This is a genomic window from uncultured Turicibacter sp. (assembly GCF_938044715.1).
In the GTDB taxonomy this organism is placed as follows: domain Bacteria; phylum Bacillota_I; class Bacilli_A; order MOL361; family Turicibacteraceae; genus Turicibacter; species Turicibacter sanguinis.
Genome location: NZ_CALIOS010000064.1, coordinates 1 through 18,497, shown reverse-complemented (window position 1 = coordinate 18,497; position 18,497 = coordinate 1). Strand labels below are relative to the sequence as shown.

Annotated in this window: 20 protein-coding genes; 19 read left to right on the top strand and 1 reads right to left on the bottom strand. The window is 34.4% G+C overall.

From position 1 onward, the window contains the following. The first annotated feature begins 1 nt into the window (after position 1). From rpoZ to QWC74_RS07035, 6 genes are all read left to right on the top strand, one after another. Positions 2 to 229, top strand: coding sequence for a DNA-directed RNA polymerase subunit omega (rpoZ, locus tag QWC74_RS07060; RefSeq protein WP_006784041.1), 228 nt, complete (start codon positions 2 to 4; stop codon positions 227 to 229). 323 nt (positions 230 to 552) lie between these two features. Next, positions 553 to 2,931 carry a primosomal protein N' gene (priA, locus tag QWC74_RS07055; RefSeq protein WP_040763827.1) on the top strand — a complete coding sequence of 793 codons (2,379 nt, stop codon included), beginning with the start codon at positions 553 to 555 and terminating at the stop codon, positions 2,929 to 2,931. Between the two features lie 151 nt (positions 2,932 to 3,082). Then, the gene (gene fmt / locus QWC74_RS07050; RefSeq protein ID WP_288993960.1) at positions 3,083 to 4,015 is read left to right on the top strand and encodes a methionyl-tRNA formyltransferase; all 933 of its coding nucleotides are present in this window, start codon (positions 3,083 to 3,085) and stop codon (positions 4,013 to 4,015) included. 18 nt (positions 4,016 to 4,033) lie between these two features. Then, a complete protein-coding gene (locus tag QWC74_RS07045) occupies positions 4,034 to 4,591 on the top strand; it encodes a peptidylprolyl isomerase (protein WP_006784044.1) in 558 nt (185 codons plus the stop codon). Between the two features lie 447 nt (positions 4,592 to 5,038). Beyond that, complete coding sequence (locus QWC74_RS07040) at positions 5,039 to 6,277, top strand: FprA family A-type flavoprotein (RefSeq protein ID WP_006784045.1); 1,239 nt, start codon at positions 5,039 to 5,041, stop codon at positions 6,275 to 6,277. A 64-nt stretch (positions 6,278 to 6,341) separates the two neighbouring features. Then, the gene (locus QWC74_RS07035) at positions 6,342 to 7,226 is read left to right on the top strand and encodes a TraX family protein (protein ID WP_006784046.1); all 885 of its coding nucleotides are present in this window, start codon (positions 6,342 to 6,344) and stop codon (positions 7,224 to 7,226) included. Between the two features lie 30 nt (positions 7,227 to 7,256). On the opposite strand, the gene QWC74_RS07030 is transcribed toward QWC74_RS07035, so the two are convergent. Next, complete coding sequence (locus tag QWC74_RS07030; protein ID WP_006784047.1) at positions 7,257 to 7,427, bottom strand: hypothetical protein; 171 nt, start codon at positions 7,425 to 7,427, stop codon at positions 7,257 to 7,259. A 236-nt stretch (positions 7,428 to 7,663) separates the two neighbouring features. Between QWC74_RS07030 and QWC74_RS07025 the strand changes: the two genes are divergently transcribed. The 13 genes from QWC74_RS07025 to QWC74_RS06970 all read left to right on the top strand — a co-directional run. Then, positions 7,664 to 8,524 (top strand): S1 RNA-binding domain-containing protein, encoded by an 861-nt coding sequence (locus tag QWC74_RS07025; RefSeq protein ID WP_006784048.1) that lies wholly within the window; start codon positions 7,664 to 7,666, stop codon positions 8,522 to 8,524. A 23-nt stretch (positions 8,525 to 8,547) separates the two neighbouring features. After that, positions 8,548 to 9,417, top strand: a complete 870-nt coding sequence (locus QWC74_RS07020; protein ID WP_006784049.1) for a YitT family protein — start codon at positions 8,548 to 8,550, stop codon at positions 9,415 to 9,417. Between the two features lie 225 nt (positions 9,418 to 9,642). After that, complete coding sequence (locus tag QWC74_RS07015) at positions 9,643 to 10,524, top strand: YitT family protein (RefSeq protein ID WP_006784050.1); 882 nt, start codon at positions 9,643 to 9,645, stop codon at positions 10,522 to 10,524. A gap of 170 nt (positions 10,525 to 10,694) precedes the next feature. Beyond that, complete coding sequence (gene rsmB, locus QWC74_RS07010; protein ID WP_288993959.1) at positions 10,695 to 12,029, top strand: 16S rRNA (cytosine(967)-C(5))-methyltransferase RsmB; 1,335 nt, start codon at positions 10,695 to 10,697, stop codon at positions 12,027 to 12,029. Positions 12,030 to 12,118: 89 nt separating this feature from the next. Continuing rightward, positions 12,119 to 13,162, top strand: coding sequence for a 23S rRNA (adenine(2503)-C(2))-methyltransferase RlmN (gene rlmN, locus QWC74_RS07005; protein ID WP_006784052.1), 1,044 nt, complete (start codon positions 12,119 to 12,121; stop codon positions 13,160 to 13,162). Continuing rightward, a complete protein-coding gene (locus tag QWC74_RS07000; RefSeq protein WP_006784053.1) occupies positions 13,162 to 13,914 on the top strand; it encodes a Stp1/IreP family PP2C-type Ser/Thr phosphatase in 753 nt (250 codons plus the stop codon). The genes rlmN and QWC74_RS07000 overlap by 1 nt, the downstream gene beginning before the upstream one ends. Then, the gene (gene pknB / locus QWC74_RS06995; RefSeq protein ID WP_288993958.1) at positions 13,911 to 15,191 is read left to right on the top strand and encodes a Stk1 family PASTA domain-containing Ser/Thr kinase; all 1,281 of its coding nucleotides are present in this window, start codon (positions 13,911 to 13,913) and stop codon (positions 15,189 to 15,191) included. Before QWC74_RS07000 ends, pknB begins: the two co-directional genes overlap by 4 nt. A 45-nt stretch (positions 15,192 to 15,236) precedes the next feature. Continuing rightward, a complete protein-coding gene (rsgA, locus tag QWC74_RS06990; protein WP_006784056.1) occupies positions 15,237 to 16,124 on the top strand; it encodes a ribosome small subunit-dependent GTPase A in 888 nt (295 codons plus the stop codon). Positions 16,125 to 16,142: 18 nt separating this feature from the next. After that, the gene (rpe, locus tag QWC74_RS06985) at positions 16,143 to 16,787 is read left to right on the top strand and encodes a ribulose-phosphate 3-epimerase (RefSeq protein ID WP_006784057.1); all 645 of its coding nucleotides are present in this window, start codon (positions 16,143 to 16,145) and stop codon (positions 16,785 to 16,787) included. A 5-nt stretch (positions 16,788 to 16,792) separates the two neighbouring features. Further along, the gene (locus QWC74_RS06980) at positions 16,793 to 17,425 is read left to right on the top strand and encodes a thiamine diphosphokinase (protein WP_006784058.1); all 633 of its coding nucleotides are present in this window, start codon (positions 16,793 to 16,795) and stop codon (positions 17,423 to 17,425) included. Between the two features lie 103 nt (positions 17,426 to 17,528). After that, positions 17,529 to 17,609 carry a stage V sporulation protein SpoVM gene (spoVM, locus tag QWC74_RS14825; protein ID WP_081448223.1) on the top strand — a complete coding sequence of 27 codons (81 nt, stop codon included), beginning with the start codon at positions 17,529 to 17,531 and terminating at the stop codon, positions 17,607 to 17,609. A 171-nt stretch (positions 17,610 to 17,780) separates the two neighbouring features. Next, positions 17,781 to 18,158 carry a hypothetical protein gene (locus QWC74_RS06975; protein ID WP_006783247.1) on the top strand — a complete coding sequence of 126 codons (378 nt, stop codon included), beginning with the start codon at positions 17,781 to 17,783 and terminating at the stop codon, positions 18,156 to 18,158. Positions 18,159 to 18,172: 14 nt separating this feature from the next. Continuing rightward, a partial coding sequence (locus QWC74_RS06970) for a DUF2089 domain-containing protein (protein ID WP_288993957.1) occupies positions 18,173 to 18,497 on the top strand: 325 nt, incomplete at its 3' end.

Sequence of the window (18,497 nt, the reverse complement as noted above, 5' to 3'; positions counted from 1 at the left end):
TATGTCAGGAATGCGTTATCCATCAATTGATAAATTATTAGATAAAGTCGATTCAAAGTATAAAATTGCTTATATTGCAGCAAAACGTGCTCGCCAAATCGTTGATGAAAACCAATCACAATTAGATTATGTTGATGGGTTACCAACAGCAAAATGTGCAAAACCAGTTGGGGTTGCTTTAGAAGAAATTCTTTATGATGTTGTTGATTTCGAGTTAAAAGAAGAATAGACCTTAGCTTTCGCTAAGGTTTTTTTGTTTGTGGGGCCCCCACACGTTTTAATTCCACCATTGGTGGGGCGGGCCCCCACACGTTTTAATTCCACCATTGGTGGGGCAGGCCCCAGTGGTGCAAAGCACAGTCCACAATCACTGGGCGCACATGTTAAATAGTTCTCTCTTTCGAGAGATTAGGGTCTCCTTATTGGTAATGTTAGTATCAATTGAATTTAAATACCAAGTGTGATTACAAAACAATGAATTACATGTTGGTTTATATATTGAAGTTAAGGTGATGTGGTATAATATAATATTAAAAATGGCTAAGGGAGGTTATGAATTTGATTGCAGAAGTCGTGGTCGATATTAAAAACAAAGCGGTTAATAAAATATTTGATTATGAAGTTCCCTTAGAGTTAGAAACAATCATTCAACCAGGTGTGCGTGTGTTAGTCCCTTTTGGACCCAGAACGATTATGGGATTTGTCATTTCATTAAAAGAGAGCACACAATTAGAAAAAGTGAGACCGATTAAAGAGTTGATTGATGTGGTCCCGGTTTTAAATGAAGAGTTAAGAACGCTTGGACTTTCATTAAGTAAGGAAACTGGCAGTACGATGATTCAATGTTTTGAAGCCATGATTCCCAATGCAATGCGGGCGAAATATAAAAAGAAGTTGGTTCGCTTAACGGAGCATTTATCACCAAGTCTTGATGCATTATTTCAAACATCAAAAATATTAGATTATGAGGCAATCCCTAAAACGTACTGGCGTGATATCAAACAAGCTATTGAGCATCGTGAAGTCGAATTAGTCTACGAAGTGAAGGATAAGCTTGGGAAAAAAGTGACGAAGTATTTGATGCTCACTGCATCCGATATCGATTCTAATGCGTTTAATCGAGCGGTTAAGCAAAAGATGGTGATTGAGTATTTATTGCAATCTAAAATGCCAGTGCAAAAGCAATCACTGATCGAATCGCTTCATGTTTCAAGTGCAATTGTGAAGTCGTTAGTAGATAAAGGAGTGGTAAAAGAGATTGAGGTGGAGGATTATCGAGATCCTTTTGCTTCGCAAACTCATGAAGTGACGACGGCATTGACCTTAAATGATGAGCAACAATTGGCAGTAGATACTGTTGTAAAAGCTTGTGCCTCGCATTCCTCTGAGGTCTTTTTATTACATGGAATTACGGGAAGTGGGAAAACAGAAGTGTATCTTCAAATGATTGAAAATGTGATTAAAAGGGGGCAGCAGGCGATTATGTTAGTGCCTGAAATTGCGCTAACACCGCAAATTGCATCACGCTTTAAAAGTCGTTTTCAAAATCGAGTGGCTGTTTTGCATAGTGCACTTTCAATGGGCGAAAAGTATGATGAATGGCGTAAAATTTTAAAACAAGAAGTTCAAATTGTGGTTGGCGCCCGTTCTGCTATTTTTGCGCCGTTTCAAGAGATTGGGATTATTATTGTTGATGAAGAACATGAAGCCACGTATAAACAGGAAGAATCACCACGTTATCATGCGATTGAAGTAGCCAAGCAAAGAGCAAAAATACATCAGTGTCCTGTCGTTTTAGGGAGTGCGACGCCTTCTTTAGAGTCATTTGCCAGAGCTCAAAAGGGTGTTTATCAGTTATTGACTTTGTCAAAACGAGCGGTTAAAACTGCAACTTTACCGCGGGTTGAACTCATTGATATGAGGGAACAAAAAACAGAAGCTGAGACCTTTATTTTAAGTGATCGTTTACAAGAAGCCATTCGTGATCGTCTTGAAAAAAATCAACAAGTTGTCTTGCTTTTAAATCGACGAGGGTATTCAAACTTTATGCAATGTCGTGAATGCGGTGAAGTGGTTAATTGCCCAAATTGTGATGTATCAATGACTTATCATAAACCCAACCATCGTTTAAAATGTCATTATTGTGGCTATGAAACACCTGTCTTAAACCGTTGCCCAGCTTGTCAAAGTGAAGAATTACGATTTTTTGGGCTTGGAACACAAAAAGTAGAGGAATATTTAAGTGCCCAATTTGAAGGAGCGCGAATTATGCGAATGGATGTGGATACGACGTCGAAAAAAGGATCACATCAAGAACTTATTGCGGCCTTTGAAAAGAAAGAAGCGGATATTTTAATTGGAACACAAATGGTTGGTAAGGGGTTGGATTTTCCTGATGTGACACTCGTTGGTGTATTAGCGGCGGATTTAATGTTGCATTTATCAGATTTTAAAGCAGCGGAGCGAACGTTTCAATTACTAACTCAGGTCGCAGGACGAGCGGGTCGTCATGAATTAGAAGGAGAAGTTTTAATTCAAACGTACAGTCCTGATCATTATGTTATGCAATGTGTCGTTAATCAAAATTATCATGCTTTTTACGAACAAGAGATGATGATGCGTCGTCGATTCGGGTATCCGCCGTATTTTTATTTAGCAAGTGTCATGTTAAGCAGTGAAGATTACAATGCCTTAATTTTAGCGTGTGATAAAGTTAATCAATATTTGCGAACTCACTTAGGAGGGAGTTGTGCTATTATTGGTCCAACCATGCCCTATGTGGGAAGATTAAATCAACGTTTTAGAATGTACTTTATGATTAAATATAAAAGAGAACCGATGCTTCATCAAATTTTAGGTCAATTATTAGTCTATTTTAGTGAAGATGTCGTGAGTTTGAGCTTAGATTATTATCCAAATCAGTTTAATTAATCAAAAAATGATGAAAGAAGGTAGTAAAATACCTTTAGATATGGTAATAATATTTAGAGTCTATGTTTATCGTTTATACAACATGAGAAGTAGTTACTTTAAAATCGAGTTAGGGAGCATCTCGTTTTAAAGTCATAAGAGGAGGAACACCATGACACGTGTCGTATTTATGGGAACACCTGATTTGTCAGTCCCGGTATTAGAAACTATCATCCGTGAAGGATATGAAGTAGTTGGAGTGGTTACTCAACCCGACCGACCAGTTGGACGTAAGCGAATCCTAACGCCAACGCCTGTTAAACAAAAAGCAATGGAACACGGTATCCCTGTTTTTCAACCAGAGAAAATTAAAGAAGATTATGATCAAGTCTTAGCGTGGAATCCAGATTTAATTGTGACAGCTGCTTTTGGACAGATTATTCCAAAAATTTTACTAGATGCACCAAAACATGGATGCATTAATGTTCATGCCTCATTATTACCGAAATATCGTGGTGGAGCCCCTATTCATAAGGCCATTATTGATGGTGAAACTGAAACGGGTGTCACAATCATGTATATGGATGTTAAAATGGATACAGGGGACATGATTAGTAAAGTAGTTGTTCCAATTGGTGAAAAAGACCATACAGGAAGTATGTTCGAAAAATTAAGTGTAGCGGGAGCAGAGCTTTTAAAAGAAACTTTACCTAAACTTTTAGCAGGTGAAATTGAAGCAACGCCTCAAAATCATGAAGAAGCAACGTTTGCTTGGAACATTAAACGTGAAGATGAACGTATCGACTGGTATAAACCAGCGACGACATTATATAATCAAGTTCGTGGACTTCATCCATGGCCAGTTGCCTTTACTCAATTGGACGATTTAGCCGTTAAAATTTGGTGGGCAGAACCGAATAATCATTTATATGATGCAGAACCTGGAACGATTGTTAAAGTCGAAAAAGATGGAATTGTTGTTGCATGTGGTGATCATGCAGGGTTAAAAATTACAGATATCCAAATTTCAGGTAAAAAACGCATGGATGTAGCGAGCCTTTTAAACGGCTCTCATCCAATTGAAGTTGGAAAGAAATTTAATTAATTATTGGAGGTATGACTCATGTCTAAAACTTACGTAGGACAAACAGACTACTCAAAAGAAACAAATCCGATTGCAACAATTGAAATGGAAAATGGTTCGATCATGAAAATTGAATTATATCCAGAGGTAGCACCTCAATCAGTTTATAACTTTATTTCATTAGCAAATAGCGGGTTTTATAATGGAGTGATTTTCCACCGTGTTATTCGTAGCTTTATGATTCAAGGGGGAGACCCTCAAGGTCTTGGAATTGGTGGACCTGGATATTGCATCACAGGTGAATTCAAATCTAATGGATTTGATAATCCGGTAAAACATGAACGTGGTGTTATTTCTATGGCTCGTACAAACGTTCCAAACTCTGCAGGATCACAATTCTTTATTATGCATAAAGATTCTCCACACTTAGATGGAAGCTATGCAGCATTTGGTAAAGTCATTGAAGGAATCGATGTGGTGGATCAAATTGCGAGTGTTGAATGTAACCACTTAGATCAACCTGTTATTGGACAAATGATGAAATCAGTATCTGTAGATACTAAAGGGGTAGAATACCCAGAACCAACAAAATTATAAAAAAATGGGGGCTAACTCAGACATTTGTTTGAGTTAGTTTTTTAATTTAGAGAGGAGTTTAGCATTCTAAACGTTTCGATGATGGTCTCAAAGTAGGAAGAGTTAAAATAGGTTGATGTCAATCAATTAGATTTAAAGATTGTCGGTTAGACTAATCGTAGTGAGTGAGACTTATCCCCATTGGATTTAAAAAGAGGAGATGAATGCAGTCCTGTTGATTTAAATAAAGAAAGAATTTGACGGAACCCATTTGAATAGATGATTATCTCTATAAAAGGGACATACTTTAAAAAAATCTGATGAGCGAACACCTAGGTGATAGGAGAACTAGCGAGAAGTCATAATTTTAAGAGCATATAAGTTGGGGATAAAAGGTTAGTATGTTAAAATAGAATAGATAGATAATCTACCTAAAAACTTCTTATTTAATGGAGGAGAGATCGATTTATGGAAAGCTTAAAGCTTGCTGAAAATGTTTATTGGCTTGGTGTTCAAGACCATGATCTTGAAGTATTCGATGTTGTCATGGAAACAAAATACGGGACATCTTATAACTCTTATTTTGTAAAAGGAGAAGAAAAGGTCGCTTTATTTGATACAGTGAAAGCGCCTTATTTCGACGACTATTTAAAAAAGATTGAAGGATTAGTATCAATTGATAAAATTGATTATTTAATTGTTCATCATACAGAGCCTGATCATGCTGGATCAATTGAAAAGTTAATTAAATTAAATCCTAATTTGACTATTATTGCATCAGCTGTAGCGATTCGTTATTTACGCAATATCGTAAACATTGATTTTAAATCACAAGCGGTTAAAATGAATGATGAATTAGATTTAGGCGGACGTACCTTAAAATTCATTTCAGCACCAAACTTACATTGGCCAGATACGATTTATAGCTACTTAGTAGAAGAAGAAATCTTATTTACTTGTGATTCATTTGGTAGTCACTATGCCTTTGATGAAGTGTTAATGTCAAAATTACCAGCCTCAAAAAATGAGGACTACATGGATGCCTTATTAAATTACTATAATCCAATTTTCGCTCCATTTAAAACCTATGTTTTAAAAGCGATTGCCTCACTTTCAAACTATAAAATAAAAATGATTTGTCCAGGACATGGTCCAGTACTTGATGCTCGAATTGAAGAAATTATGAACATTTATAAAGAATGGTCAACTGAAAACTTCTCAATGGATAAATTAGTTGTCATTCCATTCACATCTGCTTATGGATATACAAAAATCATGGCCGAAACGATTAAAGAAGGAATTTTAATGGTAAATCCTTCGGTAGAAGTTCGTTTATATGATTTAGATATTAAAAGCTATCCTGAATTAAAAGAACAATTATTACAAGATTTATATCAAGCAGATGCGATTGCAATTGGAGCAACGACTATTAATAAAGATGCGGTTCCAATTATTTGGGATGTGTTAACAGCGATGAATCCAGTGACTCATGGTGGAAAATTCGGAGCCGCATTCGGTTCTTACGGATGGAGTGGAGAAGCCGTGGATAACGTTCATGCTCGTTTAACACAATTAAAATTAAAAATGATTGATCCAGTTAAGTTATGCTTTAAACCAGATGAAGAAAAATTAGTCGATGTTTTAAAGTTAGGAAAAGCAATCGGACGTAGTTTATCAGAAGGAAAATTAGTTTGTGATTTAGATTAAGGGAAAAAACAGCCGTTGGCTGTTTTTTTATCGTTAGTGGTTATTAAAGGATTCATATGTTATAATGGAAAAAAATGAAAGTGGTGATGAAGTGAGTGAAATGGTGAATCAAGCAGAAGGGATTGGTTTTGTTAATCAGCGATTGACTGTTACGTCATTAAAATTAATTGCGATTTTGGCAATGTTTATCGATCATTTTGCAGCGATTGTTTTAACTAGTTTACAATCTGTTTATGGACAAAGTTTGGAGTCGTTTTTTTGGTTTCAACTCGTGATTATTTTAATGCGTCTCATCGGTCGAATTGCTTTTCCAATTTTTGCGTATTTAATTGTGAATGGATTTTATCATACCTCAAATAAGAAGAAATATTTTTTGCGATTAGCTCTTTTTGCAGTTATTTCAGAGCCGTTTTTTGATTTTGGAATTTCGGGTTCTTTTGTTGATATGAGTCATCAAAATGTTTTCTTTACACTAGGACTGGGGTTATTAGCCATTTGGGGATACGATCATATTTCAAGAGATGAAAGTAAAAATTTTATCCCTGGATTGTTTATTGTAGCGCTTGGATTTTTAGCACAAATGATGCAAACAGATTATGGTTTTTATGGGATTATGACGATTTTTGTGATGTATTTATGCTTTGATAATTTTAAGCGATTAAGTCTTATGCTCATCATTTTAAATGTGTTACTCTATGGTGGCCAACTGAGTGTGATAACTTCTTTGATGAGTGATCATCTAGGCAATGGTTATGAAGTAGGTCTTCAAGTCATCTATTTTCTCATGTGTAACGCTCAGTTATTTAGCCTGTTTTCTTTGATCTTTTTAAAAGACTATAATGGGCAAAAAGGAAGACCATTTAATAAATACATGTTTTACGTGTTCTATCCTGTTCATTTATTTTTACTCGGATTACTCGTTTTAGGGTTACAAACATTCATTTATTAAAAAGGTTAGCTCAAAAGAGAGCTAACCTTTTTAATCTTCGTCACTACAAACACAAAAAGAATGTTGTAATTGGATATATTCTTCATTGCTAAGGTTTTTTAGATACTGATTCAGATGTTCCTCACAACAGAAAATACCAAATTTTGTCGTCATTGAGTGATTGTTAAGCGGTTGATGACAGTATTTACAAGTTTTATTCATAAAAAACATCCTTTTCTTATTAGATTGGTTTTAGTATTAGTATATATCTATTTATTATAAAAATAATTAGAGAATATGGTGTTTTTATTGAGTTTTTTCATAAAAAAAGATGATACTAAGGACAGTTAGTGTCAACTTATTTTATAAAACTCGTCGAGAAAACGAATTATTTTGCTTTTCTCTAAAATTGGCTCATGTTATAATATATTGACTTTAAAAGGAAAGTAAGTGATGAAATGTTAGCAGGAAAAATTCATGAAATGAAAGTGGAGCGTCAAACACCACTTGGTTATACATTAACACTTGATGGAGAAGAATACTTTTTACATCAAGCAGAGGTAACGCGTCCATTAGAAGAAGGCCAAATGGTCGAGGTATTTGTTTATTACGATTCAAAGAAACGTTTAACAGCCACCATGCATGAACCAAAAGTGACGACTGAACAGTTTGGATGGTGTGAAGTTGTAAGTGTTCGTGATGAATTAGGAATTTTCGTCGATATCGGAATTAATAAACAAATTTTAATTGCTCCATCAGATTTACCAATTTACAAACATTTATGGCCTCAAGTTGGAGATTATGTTTATTGTTATTTAAAAGAATCGTTGTCAAATTATTTATTTGCGATTATTGCTCGTCCATCTGAATTTGGTGGGGTAAAACATGAAGCGCCTCAATCATTACACGGTAAAAAAATTAAAGCTCGTGTTATCCGTACTGGAAAAGTTGGGACAAATGTCATCACAGAAGAAGGATACATGGGATTCATTCATGAAAGTGAACGTCGTGAAGAACCACGTTTAGGTGAAATGATTGAAGGGCGCGTTGTTCGTGTCAAAGAAAATGGAGAGTTAAATATCTCTTTAATTCCACAAAAAGAGTTTGCTATTGTTGAGGATGCAGATGTGATCATGGAGTATTTAATGTCACGTCGTGGAGCGATGCCATTTTATGATAAATCAGAACCAGATGATATTCGTCGCGTTTTTAAAATGAGCAAGGCATCATTTAAGCGAGCTTTAGGAACGTTAATGAAACAAGGAAAAGTGTACCAAGAAGAAGGATGGACCTATTTAAAGGAAGATAATGAACAATAAAATAGCAACGGAGTGTACAGTCAATGAATTTTATTAAAAACGAAGTTTTGTCGGTGAAGATTAAAAACTTATCTATTATGTTAATTGGAAATTTATTAATCGTTCTAGCTATTAATATGTTTATAACACCAGCCAATTTATATACTGGGGGTCTGACAGGGATTGCTCAGTTAATTATTGAGTTTTTAAGCGCTGGATTAGGCATAGAATTGAGTCTAGGGACCCTTGTATTTGTCTTTAATATTCCGATTTTATATCTAGCTTGGCGATCAATTGGAAAACGATTTGCCGTTTTAAGTATGGTAGCAGTTGTGATTCAATCTGTCATGCTTGAAATGGTCCCTATTGGACAATTTTCTGAAGATATCCTATTAAACGCAGTATTTGGTGGAGTTTTAGTAGGTGCTGGAATTGGAATGATTTTAAAGATTGGTGGTTCAACTGGTGGGATGGATATTATTTTTCAATATATTTCAATGAAATATGATGGATCTTTTGGAAAATATTCATTTAGTATTAATGCTATTATTATCCTGATTGCGGGCTTAACACAAAGTTGGGAAACGGCTCTTTATACAATTATTTGTATTTACATTACTTCTGTTGTTGTTGATCGAATTCATACGATTCATCAGAATTTAACACTTTATATCGTGACGACGAAAGAGGAAGAAATGATTGAAACCATTTTAAAACATCTTTATCGAGGAATTACGGTACTTGAGGGTCGAGGTGCCTATACGAAAAATAATAAGAGTGTGTTGATGCTTGTTTTATCAAGTTATGAGTTATATGAAGTTTTAGCTATCATTAAGTCTGTTGACGAACATTCATTTACGAATGTGGTCAGAAGTGAGATGATCCAAGGAAACTTTGTTAAAAAGAAAATTTAATAAGAGCTTTTTTAAAAAAACATATCTGTGAGGCGTTGCAGCGCAGATATGTTTTTTTCTTTCTGTTACCGGGATTTTTTTAGTCTATTTTAAATGGATAAAAATAGCAAAAAAAACGATGAATTAAACATTTAAAGTTACTAATAAAAATGTTATAATTTCTCAAGGTTAAATGAATTATCCATTTTGAGGTGAGAGACAAAATGGAGTTGGAGGATATGAGGTATGGATATTTTGACATCAGAGCGATTTAAAAAAGAACTTAAAAGCTTGGCGATTATTTCTGTAGGAACCATTTTATTTGCTATTGGAATTAACTGGTTTATCAATCCATCTGGGTTATACGTGGGTGGGGTAACTGGTATTTCGCAGCTGGTTAGTCGAATTTTATATAGTACTTTAGGGATTAAAATTAATTTAGGGCTTTTAATTTGGTCAATTAACGTTCCTTTATTATTATTAGCGTATAAATTTATTGGAAAAAGATTTACTTATCATACGCTATATACCGTTACGTTCTTAACCATTTGTTTGAATGTTATTCCTGAAAAAACATTTTCTGAAGATGTTTTATTAAATATTGTAGTTGGAGGGATGATTTATGCCCTTGGTAGTGGAACCATTTTAAAATATGGTGGTTCGACTGGAGGACTAGATATTTTATCCCAATATTTATCAATGAAAAAACAAGGTTCATTTGGACAATATTCATTTTATGTTAACTGTATTATTATTACCATTGCAGGATTTTTACAAGGGTGGGAAATTGCACTATATACCATTTTACTTATGTTTGTTCAAATGCAAATGGTTGATCGCATTCATACTCCACACAAAAGTTATACTGTCTTTATTGTTACGACGAAGCAAGATGAAGTTATTCAAACATTGCAAGCAAGACTTGGACGTGGAATTACGATTATTAATGCAGAGGGAGCTTATACCCACACGAATCGTAGTTTGTTAATGATGGTTGTTTCAAGTTATGAATTATATATTGCCCTTCAGTTATTAAATGAAGTGGATCCGCATTCTTTTACAAATGTCTTACAAAGTTCACAAGTCCAAGGAAACTTTGGCCGTAAAATTGTTGATAAGGCACAATAAACAAAAAAGCTGTTTCTAAATTGAAACAGCTTTTTTATTTTAATATTAGGGAAATTCCTAAAGGAAGAGTGAAAAGTAGAGGAAATAACAGATGAATTTTAATAGATTATGTTATAATATAAAGTGACAAATTATAATTACATCACGGTGGTTGAGAACGGAGTGGTATTATGGCAAATGCCCGTGAATTGGCTTTGCAGACATTAACAGATATTTTAATTAATGGTGCTTATAGCAATCATGCTCTAAATGAGCAGATTGAAAAAAGTGACTTAACCATTCAGGATAAAAATTTTATGACGGAATTGGTTTACGGAACTTTACAGCATCAGCAACTATTGAATTTTTATGCAACTCCTTTTTTTAATGGAAAAGTTAAAGGGTGGATTCGCATTTTGATACAAATGACACTCTATCAAATTCTTTATTTAGATAGTGTTCCTGAGCATGCTGCCATTTCTGAAGCTGTTAATATTGCTAAAAAGCGTGGTGGTCAATTTAACGGTAAATTGGTGAATGCTATTTTACGTGAAATGATGCGTAACCCTTTGTCTAATTTACAAGAAATTGAAGATGATGCCGAGCGTTTAGCAACGAAGACGTCACATCCTCTTTGGTTAATTAAGCTTTGGATAAAGCAATTTGGAATGGAAAAAACAGAACAAATGGCCAATGCAAACAATGAGCGAGTAAATGTAACAATTCGTGTTAATGGTGTTAAAGGAACGAAAGAAGAACTAAAACAAAAACTTGAAGAAGAAGGAATTCAGTGTCGAGATGGATTTTTAAGTCCAGATGCACTGGTCATTACAAAAGGGAATGTCATTAAGACAAAAGCTTTTGAACAAGGATGGTTTTATGTTCAAGATGAATCCTCGATGCTAGTGGCGAGAGCTTTAAAGCCAAAACATCACACGAAAGTGTTAGATGCCTGTTCAGCTCCAGGTGGGAAAACGACTCATGTCGCTGAAATGATGCGCCAGACGGGAATGGTTTATGCTCATGATATTTATCCTCATAAAATTAAATTGATTGAGGATAATGTGAAAAGATTGGGGCTTAAAAATGTTGTAGTGAATTTACAAGATGCAACAAAGTTGACAGAATGTTATCCATCGGAAAGCTTTGATTCTGTTTTAGTTGATGCTCCTTGTTCAGGACTTGGAATTTTAAGAAGACATCCTGAAGTTAAAATAACAAAGAAACCTGAAGATTTAGATGGTGTGATGGCGATCCAAAAAGAAATTTTGAAGACAGTGGCTTCATTGGTGAAATATGGTGGAACTTTATTGTATAGTACTTGCACAGTCAATCGTAAAGAAAATGATAAAATGGTTGAATGGTTTTTACGCGAGCATCCTGAGTTTAAATTAGATCAAACATTAGTGGAGCGTTTACCTGAAGTTTTAAACGAACAAGCAAGTACTGGAATGGTTCAATTATTTCCCGGGGATTATCAAACGGATGGCTTCTTTATTGCTTGTTTAAAACGAGAAATTTTGTGATTATAAATGAGACTTTTAAACGATAATAAGACTAGGTCATTCATCGTTCAATTAAAAGAGTTCTAAAAGATAGAAATGGTGGTGCTATTATGGAGAAGAAATCCATTTATAGTTTAGATATACAAGATTGGCAGAATTGGTTACAAGAGCAAAAACAACCTAAATTTCGTGCTAATCAAATTTTTGACTGGTTATTTAAAAAAAGAGTGACTTCAATTGATGAAATGAGTAACTTACCAAAGGATTTAAAGGGGTTAATGCAAGAGTCTTTTGATGTCACAACATTAAAAGAGCGAAAAAAACAAGTGGCAAGTGATGGGACCACAAAGTTTTTATTTGAATTGTCTGATGGAGACTTAATTGAAACAGTTTTAATGAGACATAAATACGGGTGTTCGGTATGTGTTACAACACAGGTTGGATGTCGTATTGGGTGTAAGTTTTGTGCTTCAACCTTGAGTGGATTAAAGCGAAATTTACAAGCAGGTGAAATTGTGGCACAGGTTTTACGTGTGCAACAATATTTAGATGAATCACAGGAGCGTGTGAGCCATATTGTGGTGATGGGAATTGGAGAACCGTTTGAAAATTATGAGAATCTAACAAAGTTTATTGAAATTATTAATAGTGAAAAAGGTTTGAATATTGGATCACGTCATATCACCGTTTCGACGAGTGGAATTGTTCCTAAAATTTATAATTTTGCCGATCAACATCCGCAAGTATCGTTTGCTGTCTCTTTACATGCCCCGACAGATGAGCTACGCACCCAATTAATGCCGATTAATCGTGCTTATCCATTAGAAAAACTAATGGAAGCCGTCAAGTATTATATTAAACAAACTAATCGACGTATTACATTTGAGTATGGATTAATTAAAAATGTGAATGATACGGTAGAATGTGCTAATCAGTTAGCAGATTTAGTCGGAAGATTAAATTGTCACATTAATTTGATTCCAGTTAATTATGTTCCAGAACGAGGATTTGATCGTACACCAATTGAGCATATTGAAAAATTTGAACAAACGTTGAAAAAACGTGGGGTTAATGTAACAGTCAGAAGAGAGCTAGGTAGTGATATTGATGCAGCATGTGGACAGTTAAGAGCTAAGGAGGGGGCTTTAGAATAATGTTGGACCGAATGTGTTATAAGACTGATGTTGGAAAAGTAAGACCACACAATGAAGATGCCGTGACTATTTATCAAAATCCATTTTGTACCGTTATGGTGGTTGCAGATGGAATGGGGGGGCATGAAGCAGGAGAAGTTGCAAGTGAGATGGTCATTAAAGTTGTGGAACATTCCTTTAATGAAACACTTTCATTTGATGATTCAGAAGATTTACGTAAGTGGATTAAATTAGTTTTGCATCAAATTAATCAAGATATTTTGCAGTACATTGAGCAGCAACATATTTCTCATGGTATGGGAACGACAGTAATTGTAACGGTTATAACGAAGTCTTTTATTGCATTTGCTCATGCCGGGGATAGTAGAGCGTATGTATTAGCACACCAAGGTTTAAGACAGATCACAAAAGATCATACCTTTGTTCGAAAGCTTGTTGAAGAAGGAAAATTATCTGAACAAGAAGCAAAAACACACCCGCATCGTAATATTATTATGAATGCATTAGGAGTTAACAAAGATTTGAAGTTTGATTATTTAGTATTAGAAAATTATGATCTGAAGGCTATTTTATTATGTACAGATGGTCTGACTTCACTTGTTGAGGATAGGGATATTGAAAAAGTTCTTAAAAATCCTCTATCAACGAATGAGAAAGTTAATACATTAATTCAAATGGCAAATGAAAATGGAGGTACTGATAATATATCAGTTGCTTTATATGAGTGCTTTGAAGGGAGTTGCTCTAGATGATAATCGGTACAACGATTAATTCAAGATATGATATTAAAATGTTAATTGGAGACGGCGGAATGGCTAATGTTTATTTAGCCTATGATCGAACGTTAAAACGTCATGTTGCGATTAAAATGTTACGTTATGAGTTATCAAAAGACGAACGATTTATTAAGCGATTTAAACGTGAATCATCTCAGGTGATTAACTTAGATCATCCTAACATTGTTCATGTTTATAATGTTGGCGATTATAAACAGCAACCTTTTATTGTGATGGAATATGTAAAAGGGAAAACATTAAAAGATTATTTGCGTGAAAATGGAGCATTAAGTCCAGAAGTTGCTGTTCATTTAATGAAACAACTTGCAGAAGGGGTTCTTTACGCTCATGAAAATAATATTATTCATCGTGATTTGAAAACTCAAAATATTATGATTACAGATGATCAAATTATAAAAATTACGGATTTTGGTATTGCTTTATCAAGTAACGAAGCGGATATTACCCAAACCAATACGATCATGGGATCTGTTCATTATTTAGCGCCAGAACTTGCAAGAGGAAATTTAGCAACTGAACGTTCTGATATTTATGCATTAGGAATTATTTTGTTTGAATTGTTGACAGGAGATGTTCCATTTAAAGGTGAAGGAGCCGTTAATATCGCACTTCAGCATTTAGAAACTGAGATGCCGTCTCTTAAAGATGTGATACCGGAATTACCGAATAGTTTAGATAATATTATCCATCGTGCCACTGCTAAGCTACCAAGTGAACGATATCAAAGTGTTGAAGAATTGTTACGTGAATTAAATTCTGCACTTGCATCAGATCGTGTGGATGAACCGTTACAATCTGAAGTGATTAAAGAGATGGAGTTAGAAAAAACGATGGTGATGCCTGATTTAAATAAGGAGGTATCAGAAGAAATGGCGAAAAAGAAAAAAACCAAAAAACAAAAGAAATTTGGCGTTTTAAATACAGCGTTATTGAGTGCTTATACGGTGTTTTTATTAATGGCAATGTTCTTCTATTACATTATCATTTATGAGCCATCTCATTATAAAGCGGAAGAAGTTAGAATACCAGATGTTGCCTCGATGACTATTGATGAAGCTGAAAGTGAATTAAAATCAATTGGATTAAAAAGCGCAAAAGATTCTAGTTATACAGAAGGTGATGTGTTTAAAACATCTCCTGCCATTGGAACGCGTGTTAAAGTAAAATCAGATGTAACGTTATACGTGGCGAAAAAGCCGAGTCGTTCAACAACAAGTAGTTCAACTCAATAAAAATGAAAATGGTCAGTGAAAACTGGCCATTTAGTAGGTGATAGTTTGAAAAAAGGTATAATTTTAAAGGCGTTAAGTGGATTTTATTATGTTGAAGAAGTTGAGACAAAAAAAATCATTCAATGTCGTAGTCGAGGATTATTTAGAAAACAAAAAATAACGCCTCTTGTTGGGGATCGAGTTCGTTTTTTAGTTGAAGAAGATGGAAATGGCTATGTCATGGAAATTGAAGATCGTCAAAATGAACTGGTTCGCCCCCCTATAGCAAACGTTGATTTGGCTTTGGTTGTTTTTTCAGTCAAAGAACCTGATTTTAACGTTAAATTACTCGATCGTTTTTTAGCGGTTATCGAGATGAATCGTATTGAACCGATTATCGTATTAACTAAATTTGATTTGTTATCAAAAGAAGAACACGAGGTTTTAGATCCTATTTTTGATTATTATCGTCAGATTGGTTATCAAGTCATTGAGACTTCATCAAGAAATCAAGTTGGAATTGAAGCGATTACGGAGTTAATTAAAGATCGCATTATTGTCGTTTGTGGACAATCAGGCGTTGGGAAGTCATCGCTATTAAATTCAATTGATGAAACTCTAGATATTCAAGTAAATGAAATTTCAAAAGCATTAGGACGTGGGAAACATACGACTCGTCACGTTGAGTTGCATAAGTTAAGTGGTGGATTAATTGCTGATACCCCAGGATTTAGTTCATTAGATTTAGATCAACTTGAGGCAACAGATTTATCAGAATGTTTTATAGATTTTTATGAACTATCAGACCAATGCAAGTTTAGAGGATGTGTTCATGAATTTGAACCAAATTGTGCAGTGAAACGGGCAGTAGAAAATCATGAAGTATTGTCTAGTCGATATGACAATTATTTACAGTTTTTAACTGAGATAAAATCTAGAAAGCCAAAGTATTAATTGTTGGAGGGATAAGGAATGTTAAAGATTGCACCATCTATTTTAGCAGCTGACTTTTCCATGTTAGCAGAAGAGGTAAAATGCGTTGATGCATTAGGAGCAGATTATATCCATATTGATGTGATGGATGGGCATTTTGTTCCAAATATTACATTAGGGCCAGGAATTGTGAAATGTCTTCGTCCCCATACAACGTTGCCTTTTGATGTTCATTTAATGATTGAAGAACCGGATCAATACATTAAAGAATTTGTAGAGGCAGGAGCGGATATTATTACAGTTCACGTTGAAGCATGCCGACACTTACATCGTACGTTACAATTGATTAAGCAATATAATATTGCTTGTGGGGTTGTTTTGAATCCTCATACACCGCTTGAAATGATTAAACATGTTTTAAATGATGTGGATTGGATTTTAGTTATGTCGGTTAATCCAGGATTTGGAGGACAATCATTTATTTCTGATTCATTAAATAAGATTGCAACTTTAAACCAATGGCGAGAAGAGTTTGGATATGAATATTTAATTGAAGTTGATGGTGGTGTAAACGAAGAAACAGCACGTTTGTGTGAACAAGCAGGAGCAGATGTTGTTGTAGCGGGGTCAGCGGTATTCAATGCACCTGATCGCAAATTAGCTATTCAAAAAATTAAAGGATAATCATGATGATTGCTAAAATTATGTGTGGGGCCCCAAATGGTTGGTTTGATGAAGCTTCTTTAAAGGACGCATCTATTAGTATTGGTGTGGATAGAGGAGCCTTAGTTTTAGTTAATCAAGGAATTATACCTGACATTGCGATTGGTGATTTCGATTCAATTGGAGAGTGCGATTATCAAAAGATCCAACAATTATGTTCAAAGGTAATTAAGTTACCGTGTGAAAAAAATGAAACAGATACAGAGGTGGCTATTGAGTATGCGATTTCGCTTGGTGTCACCGAAATCTATATCTATGGAGCAATGGGTGGGCGAATTGATCATACACTAGCTAATATTCGCCTTCTGTTACAGTTTAGCGAAGCGAAAGTACGTATTTTTATAGTTGATCAAACAAACTCACTATGTTTACTTTCAAGAGGCGATCATAAATTTTTAAGACCAGCTCATCAATATATTTCATTTTTTGCTTTTGAGACAACGGTTAAGGGATTAACACTTAGAGGTCTTAAATATCCATTGACTAATTATGAGTTAACTCAAGGTGATATTCGCTGTATAAGCAATGAAGTATTAGCAGATAAGTTTAGTCTTTCATTTGATGAAGGATATTTATTGATGGTAAACAGTAGAGATTGAATGAAGGGTTTTTTAAATCCTGTTAAAATTAAGTTATATCTCCCTAACTTTTAACATATAGTGTAAAGAATTAAATTATCCTTTGCATGGGGGAGAGATCTACATGAGATTTTATACAATTAAATTACCGAAATGGTTAAGTGCCATTGTAGTCGGTGTCATGAATATCTTCAAAAAACACTAAAAAAACTGTCGATTTAATCGACAGTTTTTTTCTTTCAGTATGAGATTATGAATTTTTAAGAATAAAATCAATATTTTTAATTATATCTTTAAAACTGTTAATTTATAGATTGAAATTTTTTAACATCGGACATATGATAATGGTATAAAATGGTAAAAAGGAGGGAGATAGATGTCCTATCTATACTTATTAGATAGAATTGAAGAGGGGCGGATAACTGTTAAACAAGCGATAAAAGAAATTGAAAAAGACACTCAGCACAAGCTGGAATACCGTGCTAAGAAAATAAAAGTACGGATAATCGATGAAGGTAAAGTGATTCGACTTCCTGCTCTTCGATTTGGAATGATTAAAGCAATGTTAAAAATCTGTCCACCTTTTGTGAGATTTATTACAAAACACATGGCAACGACGGAAGAATCGAATGAAATGGTAGAAATCGTGATTGATGGATTTAGTGAGTTTTTAGATTTAATGAGGGGATATCCACCGATTAATCTTATTCATATTAAATCAGAAGAGAATGAAGTGATGATTTGTACCAAATAAAGGTGGTGAAGGATTTGAAGCAATATGAAACACTCGGATTTTGTCCGGTTTGCGAACAATCATTACTTGTCACACAGTTAAGTTGTCAATGTTGTAAAACCCAAATGAATGGACAGTATCGTTTGAATAAATTTAGTTATTTACCTAAAGAATTGCTCGTTTTTGCTGAGATTTTCTTGAAGAATAGAGGGAATATTAAGGAAGTTGAACGAGAGTTAGGAATTTCTTATCCAACAGTTCGAAGAATGTTAGACCAAACCATTCAATCACTCGGATACCAAACGACGGAAACTACTTTACAGACACATGAAATTTTGGATCGGATTGAAAAAGGGGAAA